Here is a 22,426-nt window from a genome sequence, read left to right on the forward strand (position 1 = left end):
AACTAGAAAAAAGATACAGTCAACAATGAATAATCTTCCTTACTTGAGCCTCTCGATCTGGCTGCCGATACTGGCAGGCCTGATCGTGCTGGCAACCGGGCGCGATTCGCGCGCCGGTATGGTGCGTGTCCTGGCCCTGATCGGCTCCATCGTCTCGCTGCTGCCGACGCTGCCGCTGATCTCCAAGTTCGACAACCTGGCGCACGGCATGCAGTTCGTCGAGAAATCGCCGTGGATCGAACGCTTCAACATCTTCTACGCCCTGGGCGTGGACGGCCTGTCGCTGTGGTTCGTGCCGCTGACCGCGTTCATCACCATCATCGTGGTGATCTCGGCCTGGGAAGTGATCCAGGAACGCGTGGCGCAATACATGGGCGCCTTCCTGATCCTGTCCGGCCTGATGATCGGTGTCTTCACCGCCACCGACGGCCTGCTGTTCTACTTCTTCTTCGAAGCCACGCTGATCCCGATGTACATCATCATCGGCGTGTGGGGCGGCGCGAACCGTATTTACGCGTCGTTCAAGTTCTTCCTGTACACCTTCTTCGGCTCGCTGCTGACGCTGGTGGCCATCATCTACCTGTACAACAAGACCGGCAGCTTCAACATCCTCGACTGGCACGTGGCCAAGCTGACGATGAAAGAGCAGATCCTGATCTTCTTCGCCTTCTTCATGGCTTTCGCCGTGAAGGTGCCGATGTTCCCGGTCCACACCTGGCTTCCGGACGTCCACGTGGAAGCGCCGACCGGCGGTTCCGCCGTGCTGGCCGCCATCATGCTGAAACTGGGCGCCTACGGTTTCCTGCGTTTCTCGCTGCCTATCGTGCCGGACGCCTCGCGTGAACTGGCCTGGTTCGTGATCGGCCTGTCGCTGATCGCCGTGCTGTACATCGGCCTGGTGGCCCTGGTGCAGAAGGACATGAAAAAGCTGGTCGCTTACTCGTCGATCGCCCACATGGGTTTCGTCACGCTGGGCTTCTTCATGTTCAACGACATGTCGGTGCAGGGCGGTATCGTGCAGATGATTTCGCACGGCTTCATCTCCGGCGCCATGTTCCTGTGCATCGGCGTGCTGTATGACCGCGCCCACTCGCGCAACATCGCCGACTACGGCGGCGTGGTGAACAAGATGCCCAAGTTCTCGGCCTTCTTCATCCTGTTCTCGATGGCCAACTGCGGCCTGCCTGCGACCTCCGGTTTCGTCGGCGAGTTCATGGTGATCCTGGGCGCGGTGCAGTTCAACTTCGTGACCGGCATCGTGGCCGCTTCGGCCCTGATCTGGGGCGCGGCGTACTCGCTGTGGATGGCCAAGCGCGTGATCTTCGGCAAAGTGACGAACCACCACGTGGCCGAACTGACCGACATCAACGGCCGCGAGTTCCTGATGCTGGGCATCCTGGCAATCGCGGTACTGTGGATGGGCCTGTATCCAGCGCCGTTCACCGACACGATGCAAACCTCGGTTGCCGACCTGCTCAAGCACGTCGCGCAGACCAAGCTGCCATAAGAAATAACGGGAAAGCTCTACATGAATCCAATTAATCAGGCCACCGACGTGGCCACCCACGTGGCCACATTGACGCCGCTGTACGCCGAGATCTTCCTGCTGGTGGCCGCCTCGGCCATCCTGCTGATCGACATGTTCCTCGGCGAGAGCAAGCGCGTCATTACCTACGTGCTGTCCCTGCTGACCCTGGCCGGCTGCGCGATGTTCTCGTTCGCCGACTTCAACGCCGGCACCACGGTGTACGCGTTCAACGACATGTTCATCTCGGATCCGATGGCGAACCTGCTGAAGATCGCCTCCTACGTGGCGGTGGCGCTGACGCTGATCTACTCGCGCCAGTACGCGCACCAGCGCGGCATGCTGGGCGGCGAACTGGGCGGCGAATTCTACGTGCTGACGCTGTTCGCGCTGCTGGGCCAGATGGTCATGATCTCGGGTAACAACTTCCTGTCGATCTACCTGGGCCTGGAACTGATGTCGCTGTCGCTGTACGCGCTGGTGGCGCTGCGCCGCGATCACGCGCAGTCGACCGAAGCGGCGATGAAGTACTTCATCCTGGGCGCGCTGGCATCCGGCTTCCTGTTGTATGGCATCTCCATGCTGTACGGCGCCACCGGCTCGCTGGAACTGACCGAAGTGGCCACCAAGGCCGCCAGCGGCACCGTCAAGCCTGCCATCCTGGTGTTCGGCCTGGTGTTCGTGGTTGCCGGCCTGGCCTTCAAACTGGGCGCCGTGCCGTTCCACATGTGGGTACCGGACGTGTACCAGGGCTCGCCGACGCCGGTGACCCTGCTGCTGGGCGCCGCGCCGAAGCTGGCAACCTTCGCCATCTGCATGCGCCTGCTGGTGGAAGGCCTGCTGCCGATGGCCAACGACTGGCAGCAGATGCTGATGATCCTGGCCGTGCTGTCGCTGGCCATCGGCAACCTGACCGCCATCGCGCAGACCAACCTGAAGCGTATGCTGGCGTACTCGACCATCGCGCAAATGGGCTTCGTGCTGCTGGGCCTGCTGGCCGGCGTGGTGGGCGTGGACAAGAGCAACACCGCCGCCGCCTACAGCGCCGCGATGTACTACTCCATCGTCTACGTGCTGACCACGCTGGGCAGCTTCGGCCTGATCATGGTGCTGTCGCGCGTAGGCTTCGAAGCCGACGAGCTGAACGACTTCAAGGGCCTGAGCAAGCGTTCCCCTTGGTACGCCATGATCATGTCGATCCTGATGTTCTCGCTGGCCGGCGTTCCGCCGCTGGTGGGTTTCGCCGCCAAGTTCTCGGTGCTGCAAGCCGTGCTGCACACCGGCGCGCTGTGGCTGACCGTGCTGGCCGTGATGTTCTCGCTGATCGGCGCGTTCTACTACCTGCGCGTGGTCAAGGTCATGTGGTTCGATGAGCCGACCGACACCGCTCCGCTGGCCGTGAACGCGGACACCAGCGTGGTGCTGGGCCTGAACGCGCTGGCCGTGGTGGCAATGGGCATGATTCCGGGCCCGCTGCTGGACGCCTGCCTGAAGGCCATGACCAAGACCCTGGCCATCTGATGGATATTGGCGCCTCCAGCTGGCTGGTCATCATGCTCGCCATTGCGGGCGCCAACCTGCCGTTCTTCAACGACAAGGTATTTGCCGTCATCCCGGTCAAGGCCGCGCTCACTTCCGGCGCGCCTTCGGCCACCCGGCGCGCCGGCGCCACCGTGCACAAGACTTTCCTGGTGCGCCTGGTGGAGCTGGCGGTGCTGTACTTCCTGGTGGGCGGCGTGGCCGTCCTGCTGGAAGGCCGCATCGGCACCGTGTTCCCGCAATCGTGGGAGTTCTACGCCATCTCCGCCTGCCTCTTCATCGTGCTGGCCTTCCCCGGCTTCGTGCTGCGCTACCTGTACAAGCCCCGTCACTGATACACTGCGGTTTCTGTCTCAGCAAGAGGAGGGCGCATGGATGCGCACCTGAAAGAAACCAAGATCGACGGCGGCATGGTCTATGACGGCCACTTCCTGAAAGTCCACAAAGACCGTGTTGCGCTGCCGGACGGCAAGCCCACCGGCCGCGAATACATCAAGCACCCCGGCGCGGTGGTCATCATCCCGCTGCTCGACGACGGCCGTGTGCTGCTCGAGCGCCAGTACCGCTATCCGCTGGACCGCGTCTTCATCGAACTTCCGGCCGGCAAAAAGGATGCGGGCGAGTCCGCGCTGGACGGCGCCAAGCGCGAGCTGGAAGAAGAAACCGGCTACACCGCCAGCGACTGGCAATTTGTCTGCACCATCCACAACGCCATCGCCTATTCGGACGAGCACCTGGACATCTTCCTGGCGCGCGGGCTGACGGCCGGCCCGCCCAAGCTGGACGAGGGCGAATTCGTGGAAACCTTCACCGCCACCGCCGAACAGATGCTGGAGTGGGTGCGCAGCGGCGAGATCACCGACGTGAAGACCATCATCGGCGCGTTCTGGGCGGAGAAAATATTGGCCGGAGCCTGGCAACCGGGCTGAGCGCGATGAGCATCGACGGGATTAGCCTCGTACGGCGCTGGATTGTGCTGTGTTTGCTGGTGGCGGCGGCCGGAACGGCATCCGCCGCCGGCGCCGGCCGCACGCCGTTCCAGATCCGCTGCGAGGACAGCATCAACAAGTCGGTCTCGGTGCTGACCGCGCAGCAGAACGGCTACAGCGTGGACAACCATTTGTCCTACCGCACCCTGACCACCATGAAGGGGGCGGCGCGGGCCAATACCTATGTGCTGGGCCTGACCAAGACCGAATCGCGGGTGGCGATCTCGTCGGACGGCGCCATGCTGACCGATCCCGTCACGGGCTACGAGTGCGTGTCGCCGCAGGTGACGGTCAAGCTGAGCTATGCGCCGGTGCTGATCTACGTCAGCAGCGAGTTCCCGCCGGGCACGTGCGGCTACCGGGAGATCCTGGAGCACGAGTTCCGCCACATGAAAGCGTACATGGACCACCTGCCGAAGGTGGAGCGCATCGTGCGCGCCGCGCTGGCCAACCGCTACGGCGGCAAGCCGCTGTATGCGCCGGGCGGCACCGCGCGGGTGGCGCTGGCGCGCGAAATCGACACCGGCTGGCTGCCCTATATCAAGGCCGAGATGGCCAAAGTGGAGGCGGTGCAGGCGCTGATCGACGCGCCCGCCGAGTACATGCGCCTGAGCAAGGCGTGCAATGGCGAGATCCAGGCTGTGCTGAACAAGAGCCGGGGCCGCCGCTAACGAGAAAAGAATGACAACTACACCAAGAAATTTCGCGCTGATCCCGGCGGCGGGCGTCGGTTCCCGCATGGCGGCGGCCAGCCCCAAGCAATATTTGCCCATCAACGGCAAGCCCATGCTGCGCCACACCGTGGACGCCTTCCTGGCCAGCCCGCTGATCGCGCACACCTTCGTGGTGGTGAGCGAGGCCGACGGCTACGTGGGCGAGGTGCTGCCGGACGCGGGCGGGCTCGAGGGAGCTGCCGCTGCCACTGCCGGAGGTGGCGTGACGGTGTTGCGCTGCGGCGGCGCCACGCGCATGGAGAGCATCCTGAACGGCCTGCGCGCCGTCCGCGAGCGCATCGGCGACGCCGACCTGGTGCTGGTGCACGACGCCGCCCGGCCCGGCCTGACGCCGGCATTGATTGCCAAACTGATCACGCAAGCCGGCGCCAACCCGGCCGGCGGCCTGCTGGCCTTGCCGGTGGTCGACACCGTCAAGACCACCAAATCCGGCGCCACCGCCACCATCCCGCGCGACGGCATGTGGCTGGCGCAGACCCCGCAAATGTTCAGCTATGAACTGCTGCTGCGCGCCCTGGCCAGCGCCGCCGACCCCAACGCCATCACCGACGACGCCAGCGCCGTCGAGCTTTTAGGGCTGTCGCCGCAATTGGTGGAAGGCCATCCAAGGAATCTGAAAGTAACGCTGCCCAGCGATATCCGCATCGCCGAAATGTATCTGGCGCAGCCAGACAAATAAAAAGGAAAGCAAATGACCGTACAACTCCCATTCCGCATTGGCCAGGGTTATGACTGCCACCGCCTGGTGGAAGGCCGCAAACTGATATTGGGCGGCGTGGATATTCCCCATCATCTCGGCCTGCTCGGCCATTCCGACGCCGACGCTTTACTGCACGCCATTACCGACGCCATATTGGGCGCCGCCGCGCTGGGCGATATCGGCAAGCATTTCCCCGACACCGATCCTGAATTCAAAGGCGCCGATTCCCGCGCCTTGCTGCGCGAAGCGGCCAAACGGGTCAAGGCCACCGGCTACGACATTGGCAATATCGACGCCACGATCATCGCCCAGCGCCCGAAAATGGCGCCCCATATTCCTGCGATGGTGGCAAATATTGCGGAAGATTTGGGGGTGTCGGTTGGTCAGGTGAATATCAAAGCCAAGACCAACGAAAAAATGGGTTACCTCGGCCGCGAAGAAGGTATTAATGCCGACGCAGTCGCGCTGCTGATTCGTTCCTGATCTTCTTGTTTAATCTCGCGCACAAGCTTCCCGTTCTACCAGACGTTAATATTAGTCACGTGCGCGGGATCCGCCTCTGGATATTCGTCATCCGGAATAATGTCTTCATCCCGCATACTATCAATCCTCGCCCAGTCCGTAAGCGATTCGGGTTGCGAAGTCTTTTTGTTCATGACCGGCTTCCGTATAAGTTAGCGGTATCGGTCATTGTAGCCGCTCCCCGACCTCGTACAAGTTTGATGTGAGTCCGGCGCCCGCGCCTTGAGTTCGGTCATTTGCATGGGTTGGTTATGCCAACTATTGGCTTGAACGCGCTGAAACTGGGCATGAGAACCGTGTGCGGCAGGGCGGTGGCGTGAGTTTGGAGGCATAATATGGCTGGACTATTTTGAGGAAGAGCGATGGCGCGCGATATTTATGCTTATCGGGATGTGGCGGTGGAATCTTGTTGGAGGGACGGGCAGGTGAAGATATGCCCGGTGCCGGGCCAGGCCTATTCGCATTCCCTGCTGGTGCATTGCGCCCGCGCGATGAGCGATACGGATATTTATCCGCTGGGAACCCAGTTCCTGGTATCCGCCAAATTAACCGACCGGCTGGGCGGTACGCCTTTTCTTTATGTCTACCATGGAGACCCTGTTACCGTCCTGTCACCGAAAGAATGCAAAACTTTTCTTGCGAAATTCATTCGCGGCCGCATCTAAAAAACAGAAGGAGGCGTCATGATTAAATTGCGTGAAATCGACCATATTGTGCTGCGCGTGGTGGACCTGGATAAAATGGTCCAGTTCTATACCGGCGTGCTGGGCTGTACTATCGAGAAGCGGCAGGAAGCCATCGGATTAATCCAGCTACGCGCAGGCAGTTCTCTGGTCGATCTGGTTCCGGTGGACGGTAAATTAGGAAAAATGGGCGGCGCCGCGCCGGGAAAAGAGGGGCGCAATGTGGACCATTTCTGCTTCCGCGTGGAAGATTTTGACGAGGCCGCTATTCTGGCTGATTTAAAGGCGGCCGGCGTGGACGCCGGACCGGCTGAATCGCGCTATGGCGCCGAGGGGGAAGGGCCGTCGATTTATATCAACGACCCGGAAGGCAATACCGTGGAATTGAAAGGGCCGGCCTGGGCTTGAATGCAGCCAGCGGCCGGCCCCGTGTTTAATCGTCCTCGTCCAGCTCGGCTTTGACCGAGCGCGAGCGGGCGGTGTCGGCCTGGGCTTTCAGCTTGGCCGCCTCGGCCATGAAGTCGCTGACCGGATGGTCCGGGCTCTGGCGCACCACCGGCGGCAGCAGCACCGACATGTACAGCTCGTCGGCCAGCCTGCCCGAGTTCTGCAGGTTGCTCGCCAGTATCAAACCCGACCCCAGCGCCATCAGCACCATGCAGCCCTTCATCAGCGGCTTGGGATGGCGCGGCTTGATGGTGCGCATGTGGAAGAAAATCACGCCGCACACAATGGCCAAGGTGACAAGATTGCCGTAGCGGGTGAGGAACTCCAGCGACCAGGCGTAGGCCAGCACATTGCTCACCACGCGCCAGGCGCCCGCCGTCACCAGGCCTGCGCCCAGGATGAACAGGTGGCGCCCCAGGCGGGCGTGGCCGCCGAACAGGCGGTTGGCCAGCGCCCACAGCCCGCTCCACACCAGCCCGCCGCCGATGCCGGATGCGATCAGCAGCAAATAGCGGATGGTCTGGAACGATTGCGTGTCCGAATCCGCCAGCGCCGCCTCGGCGCCGATGAACAGCGCGATCAGCGCCACGCCGGCCAGCGCCGGGGCGCCGCCTTCCCAGGCATGCATGGTGGTGTCGGCGATTTCCGGCGGCACCGGGAACTCGGCGTCGCGCACGCGCAGCCGGGTATGGCCCAGGCGCACCACGGTGGTGCCGCTGAGCGGCACGCTGAGCTGGCGCTTGCCAAGGTGGACCACGCCGTTCTGGGTGCCCAGGTCGTGCAGCACCAGGTGGCCGTTGTCATCCGCCTCCACCACTGCGTGGCGCTCTGCCGTGTGGGCGTCGTCCAGGATGAAATCGTTGCCGTAGCCACGGCCGATGTGGATCGGCAGGTGCTCGATGCGCTGCCGCTGCAGCACGTCGCCGTTGGCGGCCAGCACTTCAATGAAATACGGCGGCGTCATTTGACCGCCCCGCGCGCCAGCGCCTCAAGGAAAGCCTGGGTGGCGCGCATGCCATTGTCGTAGGACACGCCGCGCGCGTCCATGCGGCTTTGCAAATTCATCAAGCCTTCGTCGGTGCTGGCGGTGAGCAGGGCGAAGTCGTACAGGCCGGCGAACTTGCGGTAGGCGCGCACGCACAGCACGGCGCGCAGCGGCAGGTTCTTGTTCTTGACGAACATTTCCGTGCATTGCGGGCCGGTCATGTGCGGGTCCTTGTGGCTGCCGAAGCCTTCATTCTGGAACGAAGCGCTCGACAGCTGGGCGAAACGCACCGCGTCCAGGCCGGTGCTGCGCATGAACTGGTGGCGGATGCCGATGGCGCCGGTCTGCAGGTTGCCGGACACGAAAATGGCCGACTCCATCGAGCAGTTGGTGATGTCCACCGTGTAGGGCTTGTTGGCCTTGACGTTGGAGCGGCCCCAGCAGCGCATCTGCTCGGACTCGCGCACCGGCACCATGTAGGGGCCCATGGCTTTCAGCGTCATGGGCGTGGCCAGCAGCTGGTCCACCATGGCTTTCTGGTGCTGCAGCAGCTGTTCGACCACCACCGAGGTGAAGTTGCGGGGCGGCGCCTTGTCCTGCGGGACCTTTTTCAGCAGATCCTGCGCGAAGCGGGCCGGCACCAGGAAGCTCACCAGTTCGCCGTCCAGGCGCTTGGACACGTTCACGCCGGCGATGTCGCCGTCCACCGTCACGCTGGGGCCGCCGCTCATGCCCGAGTTGATGGGGCCGGTGAACATCAGCTGGTCGTAGAAGCTGCGGGTGATGACGCCGTTGTAGGAACCTTCCGAAATGGCGAAGCCGAGGTCGAGCGGATTGCCCAGCGAGTACAGGTACTGGCCCTGGCTCAGGCGCGCCAGCTGCTCGGGCATCTTGAACACGCCGGTCCCGTTGCGGTTCACGCGCACCACGGCCAGGTCGTGCAGCACGTCCACCGCCAGCAGTTCCACGTTGCCGCGCTGGCCGCCGGTGTCCACCCATTCGCCGGTGTAGTTGTCCGGGTCGAGCGCGAACTGCGACACCACGTGGTAATTGGTGACCACCAGGTTGCTGTTGCCGACCAGGAAGCCGGAGCCGACCGAGGACTGGGTGCGGCCGCTTTTCAGCAGTGAACGCACTTGCAGCAGGTCGGCCTTGGCGCTGGAATAGAGTTTCTGCGCCGCGCTGGACGGCGGCGGCAGCGGCGCGCCTGCTTCGGGGGCAGCCTGGCCGGGCTGCTGCTGCGGAGCTGGCGCGGCGGGCGTTCCGGGAATGGGGCGGGGCGTGAAAGAGGGGGACTGCGCCGGCGCCTGCACGGGGCCTTGCGCGGGCGCCGGCGGCGAGGCTGCGGCCTGGGGGGCCGCCAGCGCCTGGGCGCAGCCCCAAGTCATGGTCAATACGGTGGCAAGACGGGTAAGTTTCATGCAATCCTTGGACTTGGGGACGGGAAGATCAGGCGCTTACAGTTCGCCGTCCTCGGCAGCCGCTGGCGGCGGGGTCATCATGTGGCCCAGCTTGGCGGCCTTCGTGTTCAGGTAATTCTGATTGAATTTGTTGCGGTTGACCAGCAGCGGCACGCGTTCGGCCACCGGGATGCCGAGCGCTTCCATGGCGGCGATCTTGCGCGGATTGTTGGTCATCAGGCGCAGGCTTTGCACGCCGAACTGCTTGAGCATGGGTTCCACCAGCGCGTAGTTGCGCTGGTCGGCCTTGAAGCCGAGCTGTTCGTTCGCCTGCACCGTGTCGGCGCCGGCTTCCTGCAGGCGGTAGGCGCGCATCTTGTTGATCAGGCCGATGCCACGGCCTTCCTGGCGCAGGTACAGCACCACGCCGCGTCCTTCGGCCGCCACTTTCTTCAGCGCGCCTTCGAGCTGGGCGCCGCAGTCGCAGCGCTGCGAGAACAGCACGTCGCCGGTCAGGCATTCCGAATGCACGCGCGCCAGCACCGGCGCGCCGTCGCCGATGTCGCCCAGCACCATGGCCAGGTGCTCCTTGCCCGTGGCGTGCTCGACAAACGCGTGCAGCGTGAACTGCGCCCACGGCGTCGGCAGCGCGCAGGAGGTCACGTAATCGAGTTCTTCTTTCACTGGTACTTCGGCGGCGGACTGCATGGATGTGCTCTCAGTTGCTTGATATTCTGGTGCTGATAAGTAAAAAAGGCACGCCGAGCCGTTTTGCGGATCGTGCGTGCCCTGCCATCATAGCAAAAATTACGCTATAGCTATGTTAGGCGCTGCTATTCCTATTTCAATAGGGCAAATCGAACACCAGCACTTCGGCCGCCTCGGCGCGCGCCAGGGTGACCAGTTGCTCCTCGGTCACTTTCAGCGCGTCGCCGCCTTTCAGTTCCACCCCGTTCACCGACACGTTGCCGCGGATCACGTGGACGTAGGCCGTGCGGCCCTGGGCCAGCGTGTGCTCCACAGCGTCCGCGCCGTTCAGGATGGTGGCGTAGATGGCCGCGTCCTGGTGGATCAGCACCGAGCCGTCGCGGCCGTCGCTGGAGGCGACCAGGCGCAGCTGGCCCGCTTTGCTTTCCGGCGCGAAGTGCTTTTCCTCGTAGCTGGGCGCAATCCCGGTCACATTGGGCTGGATCCAGATCTGCAGGAAGTGCACGCCATTCGTTTCGGAATGGTTGAACTCGCTATGCCGCACCCCGGTGCCGGCGCTCATGCGCTGCACGTCGCCGTATTTCAGCACCGACCCGTTGCCCATGCTGTCCTTGTGCGCCAGTTCGCCTTCCAGCACGTAGGAAATGATTTCCATGTCGCGGTGGCCGTGGGTGCCGAAACCTTGCGCCGGAGTCACCTTGTCTTCGTTGATGACCAGCAGCGGGCCGAAGCCGGTGTGTTTCGGGTCATGGTAGTGGCCGAAGGAGAAGGTGTGGCGCGAATTCAGCCAACCATGGTTAGCCAGACCGCGTTCTTCGCTTTTACGTACTTGCAACATGGTGAACTCCGTTTCTTTTTTCAGGTTATGTGCAATAAATTCGAAGGCTTCCTGACTTGCGCCTTGAATTCGCTGCATCGATAGGTCAAAGTATAGGCCTGCGCTTCCGTTTCAAAAAACGGAAAATTTATGGACCTATGATCGAAAAAATCGAATGCTTAGACTGAGCCTGGAAGCCTTGCAAATCGTGGACGCCATCGACCGGCGCGGTTCCTTCTCCGCCGCCGGCAAGGAATTGCACCGCGTGCCGTCCACCATTTCCTATACCGTCGGCAAGCTGGAGGACGATCTCGGCGTGCAGGTGTTCGAGCGCAACGGCCCGCGCGTGGAGCTGACCCGCGCCGGGCGCGAGCTGCTGAAGGAGGGCCGCTACCTGCTGAAGGCGGCGCTGGACCTGGAGCACCGCGTGCGGCGGGTGGCGTCCGGCTGGGAAACCGAACTGGCGCTGGGCATCGATTCCATGTTCTCGGCGGTGGCGCTGGACCCTGACGTGCGCGCCTTCTACGAGGTGGCCCAGCAAACCCGGCTGCGCATCGTGCAGGAAGCGCTGTCGGGCACCTGGGAGGCGCTGCTGGACCGGCGGGTGGACGTGCTGGTGGGCGCGCCGGGCGACGGCCCGGCCGGCGGCGGTTACGTGTCGCAACCCATGGGCAGCATCAAGTTCGTGTTCGCGGTGGCGCCCAGCCACCCGCTGGCACAGGTCACGGGCAAGCTGGGCCGCAACGAATTGCAGCACCACCGCGCCATCGTCATGGCCGATTCGGCGCGCCAGATGGTGCCGCGCACGGTGGGCCTGCTGCTGGGCCAGGACACGCTGACCGTGCCCACCATGCACGCCAAGTTCCAGTACCAGGTTGCCGGGCTGGGCTTCGGCTTCCTGCCCGAGCCTTGCGCGCGCAAGGCCATTGCCGAAGGCAAGCTGGTGGAGAAGGAGGTGGAGGAGCCCAAGCCGGACGAGACCTTCTACCTGGCCTGGCGCACCGGCGAGGAGGGCGCGGCGCTGAGCTGGTGGGTCAAGCGCATGCGCCAGCCGGGCATGTTCGAGCATTTGTGCGGGTTTTTGTCGAGCTGAGCGGCGCGCGGAAGCGGCCGGTGAAGTGCGCTACGCTAGCGGCAGCTTTGTTGACCTGAGCCAATACTTTCGGAGTAACATAATGAAATCATTGAAGGCCCAGCCAAGCGTTTTATCCGGAATCCCGCCATGACCGTTTTGACCGACGCACCACCCGTATTTCTGCAACTGCTGGCCGACCGCAACGGCAAGCCGGCGGGACTGGTGCTGGACGGCGCCGCCGCCGCGCTGCCCGACGAGCAGCTGCGCGCGCTGGCCGGCCAGTTCCCCTGTTTCATCCGCGCCGGGCTGGATGACGCGCAAGCCTGGCTGGAGGCCGGCTGGCTGGCGCTGCCCAGCCAGCTGTTGCGCGCCGACACGCTGTTCGACAAGGCCGCGCTGCCGGCCGGCATGGTGCTGATCGAGGGCGACTGGCCGCTGGCGCCGCCGCCCAAGGCGGTGGGCGCGCAGGCCGCCTCGCGCGCGCTGGCGCTGCAGCTGGTGCAGCTGGTCAGCAACGACGGCGACACCCACGAAATCGAAGCGCTGCTGCGGCGCGATCCGACCCTGTCCTACCATTTGCTCAAGCTGGTGAACTCGCTGGGCATGGGCAGCAGCCGCCGGGTCAGCAGCTTTGCGCAAGCGATCCTGATCCTGGGGCGGCAACAGCTGCGCCGCTGGCTGAACCTGATGCTGTTCTCGGCGCGCGAAGGCGACCTGCGCTCGCCCATGCTGCTGGCCAAGGTGGCGGTGCGGGCGCACGCGCTGGAGCTGCTGGCGCGCAGCGCCGGCCTGGGCAAGCCGCAGCAGGAGCAGGCCTTCATGGTGGGCATGTTTTCGCTGCTGGGCGTGCTGTTCGGCATGCCGCTGGCCGAGGTGCTGGCGCCGCTGACCATCGGCGAGGCGGCGCAGCAGGCGCTGCTCGGCAAGCAGGGCGAGCTGGGCGAGCTGCTGGCCCTGGTGGAGGCGGCCGAGCGGGGCGACTTCGCCGCCGTGGCGGGCCGGCTGGAGGCGCTGCAGCTGGACGGCGCCGAATTCAACCGCGTGGTGGCCGATGCGCATTTGTGGATGCTGAGCGTGGCCACCGACAAGGCGGGCAGCGGCCATGCTTGACGCGGCGATCGCGCGTTGCCTGGCCTTGAACCAGGCGGCCCGGGCGCAACAGGGCGCAGCCCTGGCGGCAACGCTCGCCGAACTCGATGCTGCGCTGGCGGCCGTGGCCGAGGCCCGCGCCGCCGAGCTGGCCCGCGCCGATGACGGCGCTGCGGCCTCTGCCGCCGAGGCCGAAGCCAGCGCTGTGGCCGGGGCTGAAGCCGAGGTGGAAGCGATGCTCGAACTGGACCTGGCCGGCTACATCACTGCCTGGAACCGGGGGGCCGAGCGCCTGTTCGGCTACCCGGAGCAGGAGGCGCTGGGCCAGAACATCCTGTTCCTGTACACCGAGGACGACGACGGCGCGCTGGCCGAGCTGCTCTACGAGCAGGACGGCGGCACGGCCGAAGTGCGCCGGCGCCGCAAGTCCGGCGAGGTGATCTGGGTGCAGCTGGCGCTGTCGCTGCTGCAGGACGACATGGGCGAGGCGCAGGGCATGCAGGTGCGCATGGCGCACGTGTGCGAGCCGCTGTCGGACTTCGACAAGATCAGCCTGCACGCCCGTATCATCGAGGACAGCGAGCAGGGCGTGCTGATCACCGACGCCAAGGAGCGCATCGTTTCCATCAACAGCGCCTTCACCCGCATCACCGGCTACACGCCGGGCGAATCGCTGGGCAAGACGCCCGACCTGCTGCGCTCCGGCGTGCACGACGCCGAATTCCGCGCCAAGGTGCGCGCGGCCATGGCCGGCAACGGCCCCTGGCGCGGCGAGATCGTGGGCCGGCGCAAGAACGGCGAGCTGTTCCCACAGTCGGTCACCATCAGCGCGGTGCGCGACAGCGAGGGCAGGATCAGCCACACCTTCTCGCTGTTCTCCGACATCAGCGTGCACAAGGACGCCGAGGCGCGCATGCAGCGCATGGCCAATTACGACACCCTGACCGGCCTGCCCAACCAGGGCCTGCTGACCCAGCTGATGACGCAGGCGCTGACCGAGGCGCGCCGCAGCAACGAGCACGGCGCCCTGCTGGTGGTGGAAATCGGCCGCCTGGGCGCCATCAGCGACACGCTGGGCCACGACGTCGGCAACGAGCTGCTGAGCGCGATCGGCAAGCTGTTCCGCTCCGTGCTGCGCGATCCCGACATCCTGGCGCGGCTGGACGGCAACCGCTTCGGCATTGCGCTGCTGCACATTGAAAAACGCGAGCACGCCGCCATCGTGGCGCAGAAGCTGGCCGCCGCGCTGGCCGCGCCGATCCAGCTGGCCGCGCACAGCCTGCAGGTGGGCGCCAGCATCGGCATCGCCGTGTACCCGGAGGACGGCCTGGAAACGGGCGTGTTGATACGCCATGCCGACGTGGCCACCTCCAAGGCGGCGCAGGCCGAATCGGCCTTCCTGTTCTACAGCGAGGAAATGAACCAGCGCGCCAAGGAGCACTTGCGCATCGAAAGCGAGCTGCGCCAGGCGCTGCTGCACGACGAGCTGCAGCTGTACTACCAGCCCAAGGTGAGCTTGCGCAGCGGCCGCATCGTCGGCGCCGAGGCGCTGCTGCGCTGGCGCCATCCGCTGCGCGGCCTGGTGTCGCCGGGCGTGTTCATCCCGGTGGCCGAGGAAACCGGGCTGATACAGGAACTGGGCAACTGGGTGCTGGAGGAAGCGTGCCGCCAGGTGCGCGCGTGGAAGGACGCCAACCTGATCATGCCGCCCATCGCGGTCAACCTGTCGGCGCGCCAGTTCGACCGCGGGCTGCCGGCGCGCATGGCCGACGTGCTGCGGCGCTACCAGGTGCATCCCGAGCAGATCATGCTGGAGATCACCGAAAGCCTGCTGGTGCGCGGCGCCGACAACGTGGTGGCCATCATGAACGAGCTGGTGGCGATGGGCCTGGCGCTGGCGCTGGACGACTTCGGCACCGGCTATTCCAGCCTGGCCTATCTGAAGAAATTCCCCATCAGCACCTTGAAGATCGACCGCTCCTTCGTGGTCGGCCTGCCGTACGAGGAGAACGATTGCGCCATCGCGCGCGCCATCGTCACCATGGCGCAGCAGCTGCGCCAGGAGATCGTGGCCGAGGGCGTGGAGACTGCCGAACAGATGAGCTTCCTGCGCGAGCTGGGCTGCGACCAGCTGCAAGGCTACCTGTTCAGCCAGCCGGTGCCGGCCGACGATTTCGAGCGCATGCTGCGCGAAGGCAAGCGGCTGGCCTTTGGCGCGCGCTGACCCGGGTGCGCTGAACCGCTCCTCAGCATACGCCGCGCGGCGCACGCACGGTTCACAGATTCTCACCAAATAAAATATAGCTGTGCCGCTGCCGTGCGCAGCGGCGCGCGCGCTAGCATGACTGTCCCGCGCCCTACACTGGAGACTTGCCATGCTGAGAATCAATCGCCTGCTGCCGGCGTTGCTGCCGGTGCTGTTCCTGTCTGCCGCCGGCAGCGCCTTCGCCACCGCGCCCCGCTACGGCGTGACGGTGATCGATCCGTCGGCCGGCAATGCCGTTGTGAATGCCGTCAACAATGCCGGCGTGGCGGTGGGCGCCCGCTATGATGCGGACCGGGGAGGCTGGGGCGCCTACGCCTGGAGCGCCGGCCAGGTCACCATGCTGCCGGAGCAGATGGAGCGGGCATTAGCGATCAGCAACGCCGGCCATATCGTCGGGCCCAGCCCGGTGTATGAAGAGGGCGGCTACCAGCAGATGATGTTTTTCGGCGAGATCTATCACCAGGGCGTGATGCGCGGCGTGCCCGCCCCGCTGACGCCGGATTATTCGACGGGCCAGTGGTACACCTTTACCACGCCGCTCGGCGTGAACAGTGCGGGCACGGTGCTGGCCCGGCAGGAAACCAATGCCGGCAGCGGTTCCTACCTGGCGTCCGGGGACAGCACCACCTTGCTGCCGTTTTGGCATGTGGCGGCCATCAACGAACCGGGACAGGTGGCGGGCAGCGCCGTCTTCGACGACGGCGCCTCCAACCGTGCGGTGCTGTACGACAACGGCCAGGTGGTGGATCTGGGCACGCTGGCGGGGAGCAACCACAGCTATGCCAGCGATTTGAACGACGACGGCGTGGTGGTGGGCAGTTCGGGCGGCCATTCCTTCGTCTGGCGCGATGGCTTGATGACGGCCATCGGCAGCCTCGCGGCAGAGAATGCGGCCAAGGCGATCAACAATCATGGCGACGTGATCGGCAGCTTCGTCACCGGCGGCACCGGGCTCGATTACCAGCATTCCTATCTGTACCAGGACGGCGTGCAGTATGACTTGCAGGAATTGCTGGCCGGCGGGGGCGGGTGGCGCATCACCGAAGTGGCGGACATCAACGACAGTGGCCAGATCGCCGGACGCGCCTGCAACGCGGCAGGGCAGTGCTTTGCCGCGCTGCTGTCGCCGGTGCCGGAGCCGGCCACCTACGGCATGCTGCTGGCGGGGCTGGCCGTGGTGGCGGGCGGCGCGCGCCGGGCGCGGCGGAGCCGGAATGTCAGTCCAGCCTGATCTTTTCGATCAGGAAATCGAGCATCACCCGCACGCGCGGCGGCAGCTGCTTGCCGGGGCCGAGGAAGACCGCGTGCACCGCTTCCAGGTCGGCCGGGTTGTATTCCTCCAGCACCGGCACCAGCCGCCCGGCCGCGATGTCGTGCTTGGTGTGCATGCGCGACAGCCGCACCAGGCCGACCCCGGCCAGCGCCATGTGGCGCATGCTTTCGCCGTCGCCCAGCAGCACATTGCCTTCCGGGCGCAGCTGCAGCATGCCGCCCTTGCCGTCCAGGAAGGGCCACAGCGGCACCTGGCGCCGGAAGTTAAAGCCCAGCAGGTTGTGGCGCGCCAGGTCGTCCGGCGTGGCCGGCGTGCCGTGCTTGTCCAGGTAGGCGGGCGAGGCCAGCACCACCATGCGCCCTTCGCCCAGCTTGCGCGCCACCAGGTTCGATTCCTTCAGCTTGCCGGCGCGTATCGCGATGTCGGTGCGGTCTTCCAGCAGGTCCACCACGGTGTCGGTGCCGGCCACGTCCACCGTGATGTCCGGGTAGCGCTCGAGGAACTCGGGCAGGATGGGCAGCAGATACAGCATGGCGAAGGGCACGAAGCAGTTGATGCGCAGCCGGCCGCGCGGCGCGCCGGTGGAGGAGGCTTCGCGTTCGGCGCTGTCCATATCTTCCAGGATGCGCGCGCACTGGCTGTAGAAGGCCGCGCCCTCCGGCGTGGTCTGCAGCTGGCGCGTGGAGCGGTGCAGCAGGCGCGTGCCGAGGCGCGCCTCCAGCCGCGAGATGAGCTTGCTCACGGCGGACGGCGTCATCTTCAGGCGCTGCGCGGCGGCCGTGAAGCCGCCGGCGTCCACCACGTCCACGAAGACCGCCATTTCCGCCGCGCGGTTGATGTCCTGCCGGGCCATAAGTGAATCCATTTCATCAGTGTTTGGCTTTCCAGGAGTCTATATCATCAGTGAGCCGGGTTCTACAATGAGGGGAAATAATTCACTGATGGAGTATTCCATGGAAAAAATGCATCCCGGCGTGCTGTCCCTCTCGGTGGGCGCGTTCGCCATCGGCGTGACGGAGTTCATCGTGGTGGGCGTGCTGCCCGCCATTTCGGCGGACCTGAAGGTGCCGCTCGATTCGGCCGGCGCGCTGGTCAGCCTGTACGCGCTGGCGCTGGCCCTGGGCACGCCGCTGGCGGTGCTGGGCCTGTCGCGTTACCCGCGCAAGGCGGTGCTGGCCGGCCTGATGGCGGTGTTCCTGCTGGGTAACCTGCTGGCGGCGTTTTCCACCAGCTACGGCGTGCTGCTGGCCGGGCGCATCATCACGGCGGTGGCGCACGGCGCCTTCTTCGGCATCGGCGCCACGGTGGCGGCGGCGCTGGCGCCCAAGGGGCAGGCGGGCAGGGCGATCTCGGTGATGTTCGGCGGGCTGACCCTGGCCATGGTGCTGGGCGTGCCGCTGGGCAGCTTCCTGGGCAATCTGATGGGCTGGCGCCTGCCGTTCTTCGCGGTGGCGGGCATGGCGCTGGCGGGCTTGCTGGCCATGCTGCGCTGGCTGCCGTCCGGCCTGGCGCAGGCCAACAGCGGCAAGGCGTCCACGCAGCTGGCCGCGCTGGCGGACCGCCATATCCTCACCATGATGGCGGTGACCACGCTGGGCTTCGGCAGCATCTTCGCCGCCTTCACCTACGTCACCCCGATCCTCACCGATATCGCCGGCTTTTCGGCCGCCACCGCCAGCGCGCTGCTGATCGTGTTCGGCGCGGCCACCTTCGCCGGCAATATGGCGGGCGGCTACCTGAGCAGCCACATGGGCTGGCAGCGTTCGCTGCGCATGCTGCTGGTGCTGCTGGCGCTCACGCATGCCGGGCTGGCGCTGTCGCTGCACACGCCGTGGGCGCTGGTGCCGCTGCTGTTCTTGTGGGGCATGTTCTCCTTCGGCCTGTCGCCCGGCTTGCAGGCGGGCATGCTGGCCACGGCGGAGCACCACACGCCGCAGGCGGTGGACTTCGCTTCCGGCCTGAACATCTCGGCCTTCAACTTCGGCATCTCGCTCGGTTCCTCGCTGGGCGGGCTGATGGTGGCGCGCAGCCTGATGGGCGCCACGCCGTGGGCCGGGGTGGCCATTTCGCTGGCGGCGCTGGCGCCGCTGGCGTGGCTGGCGCGGCGCCATGCCGGCGCGCCCAAGGTGGCCGGGAGCGGTGCGGCAGCCGCGCACTGACAGGGCTATACTTTTCCCACATCGCTTTGCAGGGAGGGCGGCATGTGGGATCTTGAACGCTTTGTGACGGCGCAGGAGCCGGTGTACGAGACGGTGCTGGCCGAGCTGCACGCGGGGCAGAAACGCAGCCACTGGATGTGGTTCATCTTTCCCCAGCTGGCCGGGCTGGGGCGCAGCGAGATGGCGCACCGCTACGCGCTGTCGGGGCTGGCCGAAACGCGGGCCTATCTGGACCACCCGCTATTGGGCGGGCGGCTGCGCGAGTGCTGCGCGCTGGTGCTGGCGGCGGGGCAGGGCGTGTCCGCGCACGACATCTTCGGTTCGCCGGACGACGTCAAATTCCGCTCCTGCGTGACGCTGTTTGCCGAGGCCGCGCCGGCCGAGAGCGTGTTCCCGGCCTGCCTGAAGCGCTTTTTCGGCGGCGAGCCCGATCCGGAAACGCTGTCGCTGCTGTAATATCGCGTCATCCGCAACGACAATGGAAGCGCCATGAGCCGTCCCGTATTAGAAGAATCCCGCATCCATCCCGCCATCCGCAGCAAGGTCGCGGGCAACCACGCCGATATTCTGCAGGCGGTGCAGGCCGCCGTCGCCGCCAACAAGGTGGTGGTGGTCGGCATGGCGATGAATCCCTTTCCGCGCAAGGCGCGCGCGCTGCTGGACGCGCAGGGCGCGCCCTACGTTTATCTCGAGTACGGCAGCTACCTGAGCCAGTGGCGCCGCCGCACCGCGCTGAAAATGTGGAGCGGCTGGCCGACGCTGCCGATGGTGTTCATCAACGGCACGCTGGTGGGCGGTTTCGAGGATTTGAAGAAGCTGGTCGACAGCGGCGAGTTCACCGCGCTGGTGGCGCCCAAGCTGCCGGCATGAGCCTGCTGGCGCATCCGCTGCGGCTGGGGCCGGGGGCGGATCTGCGCGCCGCCATCGAGGCCGCCGTGGCTGAGATCGGGGGCGCGGACGTGGGCACGGCTGCGGCCTTTGTGCTGCAGGGCATCGGCAGCCTGAGCGTGGCGCAGCTGCGCTATGCCGGCATGCCGTCGGCCACCGAGCTGCGCGGCGACCTGGAGATCCTGACCCTGGCCGGTTCGGTGGCGCCGGACGGCGCGCATCTGCACATGTCGGTGTCGGACGCGCAGGGCCGCGTGTACGGCGGCCACGTGGCGGCCGGCTGCCTGGTGCGCACCACGGCCGAACTGCTGCTGGCGCTGCTGCCCGGCCACGCCTTCAGCCGCGAGGCCGATCCGGCCTCGGGCTACAGGGAACTGGCGGTGCGCGCGCTGCCGCCTGCCTGAGGGGCGCTAAAGCGCCGCCAGCCGCGCCGGCAGCTCGCGCAGCAGCGCTTCGCGGGAGCGCGGGCCGCCCATGTCGGCTTCCTGCCTGGCGTCCAGCGCCAGGCGGGCGAACACCACCGTGCGCTGGCCGTCGGTGGCCCAGCCCACATACCAGCCATACTGGCGCGTGCCGTCCTCGCTGCCGTCCGGCAGCAGCGCCGGGGCGGTGCCGGTTTTCCCCACCACTTGCCAGCCATTGGCCAGCGTGCGCTGCGGCATGATGCGCGCGGTCATGGCATAGGCGTGCGCCGACAGCGGCAGTTCGCGATTGGCCACCTTGCGCAGGAAAGCCACCTGCTCCAGCGGCGAGATGCGCAGGCTGGAGCTGACCCAGGCTTGCGCCAGGCCGTTGTCCTTGCCGGGGTCGCCGGCCAGATCCTGGTTGCCGTAGCCGAAGCGCTGCACATAGTCCTGGAAGCGCGCGGCGCCCAGCCCGGAGGTGACCTGTTGGGCGTACCAGAGCACCGAGTTCTGCAGCCAGCTGCTGGGATCGGTGTCCGCGCGCCAGGACGGGATGTAGGCCGGGTAGCCGGGCTTGAAGGGCAGCACGGGCGCGTGTTCGCCTTGCAGGATGCCGCTGTCGTAGCCCATCAGGGCGACCGGGATATTGAACGTGGAAGCGGGCGTGACGCGCTCGTCGCAATGGCCTTCGCGCGCCAGTTCCCGGCCGGTGGCCGCGTCGGCCAGCACGGTGCAGACGAACGGCGCCTGCGAGGCGGCGGGGGCGATGCGCCAGGCCAGCGCCGGCTGGAGGGCGAGGCTGGCGGCGAACACGCAGGCCAGGCCGGCCAGCGCGATCCAGCGCGCCGCGCGCGCCCGGCGGCCTTGCGCGCGCGCCGGTTCGCGGATCAGCGCGATGCGCGAGGCCAGCGTGCTGGCGCACACGCCGCCGAAGGCGAGCGCGGTGTTGGGCGTGCCGTGCTGCAGGCGCAATTGCGCCACCAGCGCGGCCGCGTAGGCCTTGCGCTGCGCCGGCGGACGGCCGCGCAGCACGTCGCGGTCGCAGCCCAGCTCCTGGGCCCAGGACAGGCTGCTGCGCAGCAGGCGCATGAAGGGATTGAACCAGAGCAGCGTCTGCAGCACGAGGCCGACGCTCATCCATTGCAGGTCGCGGCGGCGCCAGTGCGTCAGTTCATGCTCGACGATCAGTTGCCGCTGCGCCGCGTCGAAGCTGCGCAGGTGGCGCGGCAGCAGCAGGCGCGGCTTGAGCAGGCCGAACAGCATGGGGGAGATCGGCGCGTCCACTTCGATGATGGCGGGCGCGGCCAGTGGCATGGGCTGGGGCAGGCTGCTGCCGCTGGCGGCCAGGCCATTCAGCATGCGGCGCGCCTGCAGCAGCTGGAACACGGTATAGCCCAGGCCGAGCAGATAGGCCAGCAGCCACGCTTGCGCGGCGCGCGTCAGCCACGAGGCCGGCTGGGCGTGCGGCGCGGCGGCTGCGGATGCGGCGCCGGTCCTGGCCGCGCTGGCGTGCGGCGCGGCGGGGCGGACTTGCGCGGCGTCGGGCAGCTCGATGGGCGACACCAGGCGCAGGCGCTCGCTGTGGGGCAGCAGGATCACCAGGAAGGCCGCCAGCACGGTGGCCTGGCCCAGCAGCCAGGTGGAGCGGTGCAGGGCGACCCCGGGCAGGCGGCGGCACAACGCGGTCAGCGCCCAGACCGCGAGGCCGGCCGCCAGGCAGCCCGCGCTGGCCAGCAGGAAGCGCAGCGGCAGCTGCTCGGCCAGTTGCCCGGCCAGCTGGGCGAACAGCGGAGCGAGCGCTTGAGCGAACCCGTTCATGCGCCGTCCTGCTGGTCCGGCCAGTCGTTCAGCAGCTGCTCCAGCTGCGCCAGCTCGGCCTCGTCGACCAGCTTGCTGCCGGTGAACATATTGACCGGCAAGGGCGTGTCCATCTCCATCACCCGCTTGCCGAAGTCGTGCGCGAAGGCGGCCAGGGTGCCGACCTTTTCCAGCGCCGCCTCGTACACCTGCACGCCGTGCCGCGTGTGCTGGCGCACGGAACCCTTGTCGAGCATGCGTTCCAGCGTCTTGCGGGTGGAGGAATAGGACCAGCCCAGTTCGGGTTCGACCTGGTCATGGATTTCGCGCGCGCTCAGCGGCTGCTGTTTCCACAGCGCCTTGAGCACGGAAAGTTCGGAGATGGAGGGAGTGGCCATGGCGCTATTGTGCAGCGGTTTGCGACCA

24 protein-coding genes and 1 pseudogene are annotated in these 22,426 nt (G+C 66.2%); 17 read left to right on the plus strand and 8 right to left on the minus strand.

Annotation, left to right across the window (positions count from 1 at the left end; all coding sequences use genetic code 11):
* The first annotated feature begins 25 nt into the window (after window positions 1–25).
* The 9 genes from AC56DV_RS09285 to AC56DV_RS09325 all read left to right on the plus strand — a co-directional run bounded on the left by AC56DV_RS09285 (window position 26) and on the right by AC56DV_RS09325 (window position 7,100).
* Complete coding sequence (locus tag AC56DV_RS09285; RefSeq protein ID WP_496314007.1) at window positions 26–1,507, plus strand: NADH-quinone oxidoreductase subunit M; 1,482 nt, start codon at window positions 26–28, stop codon at window positions 1,505–1,507.
* Between the two features lie 21 nt (window positions 1,508–1,528).
* Complete coding sequence (nuoN, locus tag AC56DV_RS09290) at window positions 1,529–3,046, plus strand: NADH-quinone oxidoreductase subunit NuoN (RefSeq protein WP_496314008.1); 1,518 nt, start codon at window positions 1,529–1,531, stop codon at window positions 3,044–3,046.
* Complete coding sequence (locus AC56DV_RS09295) at window positions 3,046–3,399, plus strand: DUF2818 family protein (protein WP_496314009.1); 354 nt, start codon at window positions 3,046–3,048, stop codon at window positions 3,397–3,399. Before nuoN ends, AC56DV_RS09295 begins: the two co-directional genes overlap by 1 nt.
* A 36-nt stretch (window positions 3,400–3,435) precedes the next feature.
* On the plus strand, window positions 3,436–3,993 hold the full coding sequence (locus tag AC56DV_RS09300; RefSeq protein ID WP_496314010.1) for an NUDIX domain-containing protein: 558 nt from the start codon (window positions 3,436–3,438) through the stop codon (window positions 3,991–3,993).
* Window positions 3,994–3,998: 5 nt separating this feature from the next.
* On the plus strand, window positions 3,999–4,724 hold the full coding sequence (locus AC56DV_RS09305) for a hypothetical protein (protein WP_496314011.1): 726 nt from the start codon (window positions 3,999–4,001) through the stop codon (window positions 4,722–4,724).
* A gap of 10 nt (window positions 4,725–4,734) precedes the next feature.
* Window positions 4,735–5,466, plus strand: coding sequence for a 2-C-methyl-D-erythritol 4-phosphate cytidylyltransferase (gene ispD, locus AC56DV_RS09310; protein WP_496314012.1), 732 nt, complete (start codon window positions 4,735–4,737; stop codon window positions 5,464–5,466).
* A 12-nt stretch (window positions 5,467–5,478) separates the two neighbouring features.
* Window positions 5,479–5,970, plus strand: coding sequence for a 2-C-methyl-D-erythritol 2,4-cyclodiphosphate synthase (ispF, locus tag AC56DV_RS09315; RefSeq protein WP_496314013.1), 492 nt, complete (start codon window positions 5,479–5,481; stop codon window positions 5,968–5,970).
* Window positions 5,971–6,371: 401 nt separating this feature from the next.
* Window positions 6,372–6,674 (plus strand): hypothetical protein, encoded by a 303-nt coding sequence (locus AC56DV_RS09320; RefSeq protein ID WP_496314014.1) that lies wholly within the window; start codon window positions 6,372–6,374, stop codon window positions 6,672–6,674.
* 18 nt (window positions 6,675–6,692) lie between these two features.
* Complete coding sequence (locus AC56DV_RS09325) at window positions 6,693–7,100, plus strand: VOC family protein (protein WP_496314015.1); 408 nt, start codon at window positions 6,693–6,695, stop codon at window positions 7,098–7,100.
* 25 nt (window positions 7,101–7,125) lie between these two features.
* Here the strand turns inward: AC56DV_RS09325 and AC56DV_RS09330 are convergent, their stop codons facing one another.
* From AC56DV_RS09330 to AC56DV_RS09345, 4 genes are all read right to left on the minus strand, one after another.
* Window positions 7,126–8,103 carry an FHA domain-containing protein gene (locus AC56DV_RS09330; protein ID WP_496314016.1) on the minus strand — a complete coding sequence of 326 codons (978 nt, stop codon included), beginning with the start codon at window positions 8,101–8,103 and terminating at the stop codon, window positions 7,126–7,128.
* Complete coding sequence (locus AC56DV_RS09335) at window positions 8,100–9,545, minus strand: S1 family peptidase (RefSeq protein WP_496314017.1); 1,446 nt, start codon at window positions 9,543–9,545, stop codon at window positions 8,100–8,102. The genes AC56DV_RS09330 and AC56DV_RS09335 overlap by 4 nt, the downstream gene beginning before the upstream one ends.
* Window positions 9,546–9,581: 36 nt before the next feature.
* Entirely contained in the window at window positions 9,582–10,232 is a 651-nt protein-coding gene (gene ribA, locus AC56DV_RS09340) for a GTP cyclohydrolase II (protein ID WP_496314018.1), read from the minus strand.
* A 136-nt stretch (window positions 10,233–10,368) separates the two neighbouring features.
* Complete coding sequence (locus AC56DV_RS09345; RefSeq protein WP_496314019.1) at window positions 10,369–11,070, minus strand: pirin family protein; 702 nt, start codon at window positions 11,068–11,070, stop codon at window positions 10,369–10,371.
* Window positions 11,071–11,224: 154 nt separating this feature from the next.
* Between AC56DV_RS09345 and AC56DV_RS09350 the strand changes: the two genes are divergently transcribed.
* The 4 genes from AC56DV_RS09350 (at window position 11,225) to AC56DV_RS09365 (ending at window position 16,710) form a co-directional block, all read left to right on the plus strand.
* A complete protein-coding gene (locus AC56DV_RS09350; RefSeq protein ID WP_496314020.1) occupies window positions 11,225–12,142 on the plus strand; it encodes a LysR substrate-binding domain-containing protein in 918 nt (305 codons plus the stop codon).
* A 129-nt stretch (window positions 12,143–12,271) separates the two neighbouring features.
* Window positions 12,272–13,234, plus strand: coding sequence for an EAL and HDOD domain-containing protein (locus AC56DV_RS09355; protein ID WP_496314021.1), 963 nt, complete (start codon window positions 12,272–12,274; stop codon window positions 13,232–13,234).
* Window positions 13,227–15,437, plus strand: a complete 2,211-nt coding sequence (locus AC56DV_RS09360; protein ID WP_496314022.1) for a putative bifunctional diguanylate cyclase/phosphodiesterase — start codon at window positions 13,227–13,229, stop codon at window positions 15,435–15,437. Before AC56DV_RS09355 ends, AC56DV_RS09360 begins: the two co-directional genes overlap by 8 nt.
* A gap of 151 nt (window positions 15,438–15,588) precedes the next feature.
* Window positions 15,589–16,710, plus strand: a complete 1,122-nt coding sequence (locus AC56DV_RS09365; protein WP_496314023.1) for a PEP-CTERM sorting domain-containing protein — start codon at window positions 15,589–15,591, stop codon at window positions 16,708–16,710.
* Here the strand turns inward: AC56DV_RS09365 and AC56DV_RS09370 are convergent.
* Window positions 16,697–17,605: a LysR family transcriptional regulator gene (locus tag AC56DV_RS09370; protein WP_496314024.1), complete on the minus strand. Its 909-nt coding sequence runs from the start codon at window positions 17,603–17,605 to the stop codon at window positions 16,697–16,699. The genes AC56DV_RS09365 and AC56DV_RS09370 overlap by 14 nt on opposite strands.
* 100 nt (window positions 17,606–17,705) lie before the next feature.
* Here AC56DV_RS09370 and AC56DV_RS09375 point away from each other — a divergent pair, with 100 nt between their 5' ends.
* Genes AC56DV_RS09375 through AC56DV_RS09390 form a run of 4 tightly spaced genes read left to right on the plus strand, consistent with a single transcriptional unit; the run spans window position 17,706 to window position 20,203 of the window.
* On the plus strand, window positions 17,706–18,911 hold the full coding sequence (locus AC56DV_RS09375; RefSeq protein ID WP_496314025.1) for an MFS transporter: 1,206 nt from the start codon (window positions 17,706–17,708) through the stop codon (window positions 18,909–18,911).
* 42 nt (window positions 18,912–18,953) lie between these two features.
* Window positions 18,954–19,367 carry a DUF1810 domain-containing protein gene (locus AC56DV_RS09380; RefSeq protein ID WP_496314026.1) on the plus strand — a complete coding sequence of 138 codons (414 nt, stop codon included), beginning with the start codon at window positions 18,954–18,956 and terminating at the stop codon, window positions 19,365–19,367.
* Between the two features lie 33 nt (window positions 19,368–19,400).
* On the plus strand, window positions 19,401–19,781 hold the full coding sequence (locus AC56DV_RS09385) for a glutaredoxin (protein WP_496314027.1): 381 nt from the start codon (window positions 19,401–19,403) through the stop codon (window positions 19,779–19,781).
* Between the two features lie 2 nt (window positions 19,782–19,783).
* Window positions 19,784–20,203 carry a PPC domain-containing DNA-binding protein gene (locus AC56DV_RS09390; RefSeq protein ID WP_496314710.1) on the plus strand — a complete coding sequence of 140 codons (420 nt, stop codon included), beginning with the start codon at window positions 19,784–19,786 and terminating at the stop codon, window positions 20,201–20,203.
* Between the two features lie 6 nt (window positions 20,204–20,209).
* Here AC56DV_RS09390 and blaOXA read toward each other — a convergent pair whose 3' ends face one another.
* The 3 genes and pseudogenes from blaOXA to AC56DV_RS09405 all read right to left on the minus strand — a co-directional run bounded on the left by blaOXA (window position 20,210) and on the right by AC56DV_RS09405 (window position 22,398).
* Window positions 20,210–21,016 carry a class D beta-lactamase gene (gene blaOXA, locus AC56DV_RS09395; RefSeq protein ID WP_496314711.1) on the minus strand — a complete coding sequence of 269 codons (807 nt, stop codon included), beginning with the start codon at window positions 21,014–21,016 and terminating at the stop codon, window positions 20,210–20,212.
* 87 nt (window positions 21,017–21,103) lie between these two features.
* Window positions 21,104–22,021 (minus strand): annotated as a pseudogene (locus AC56DV_RS09400) (M56 family metallopeptidase); the annotation flags it as partial.
* On the minus strand, window positions 22,018–22,398 hold the full coding sequence (locus tag AC56DV_RS09405; protein ID WP_496314028.1) for a BlaI/MecI/CopY family transcriptional regulator: 381 nt from the start codon (window positions 22,396–22,398) through the stop codon (window positions 22,018–22,020). The gene AC56DV_RS09405 and the pseudogene AC56DV_RS09400, both read right to left, overlap by 4 nt.
* Between the last annotated feature and the right edge of the window lie 28 nt (window positions 22,399–22,426).

This window comes from Massilia sp. BGA-UO-ETr-WB1 (assembly GCF_059567845.1).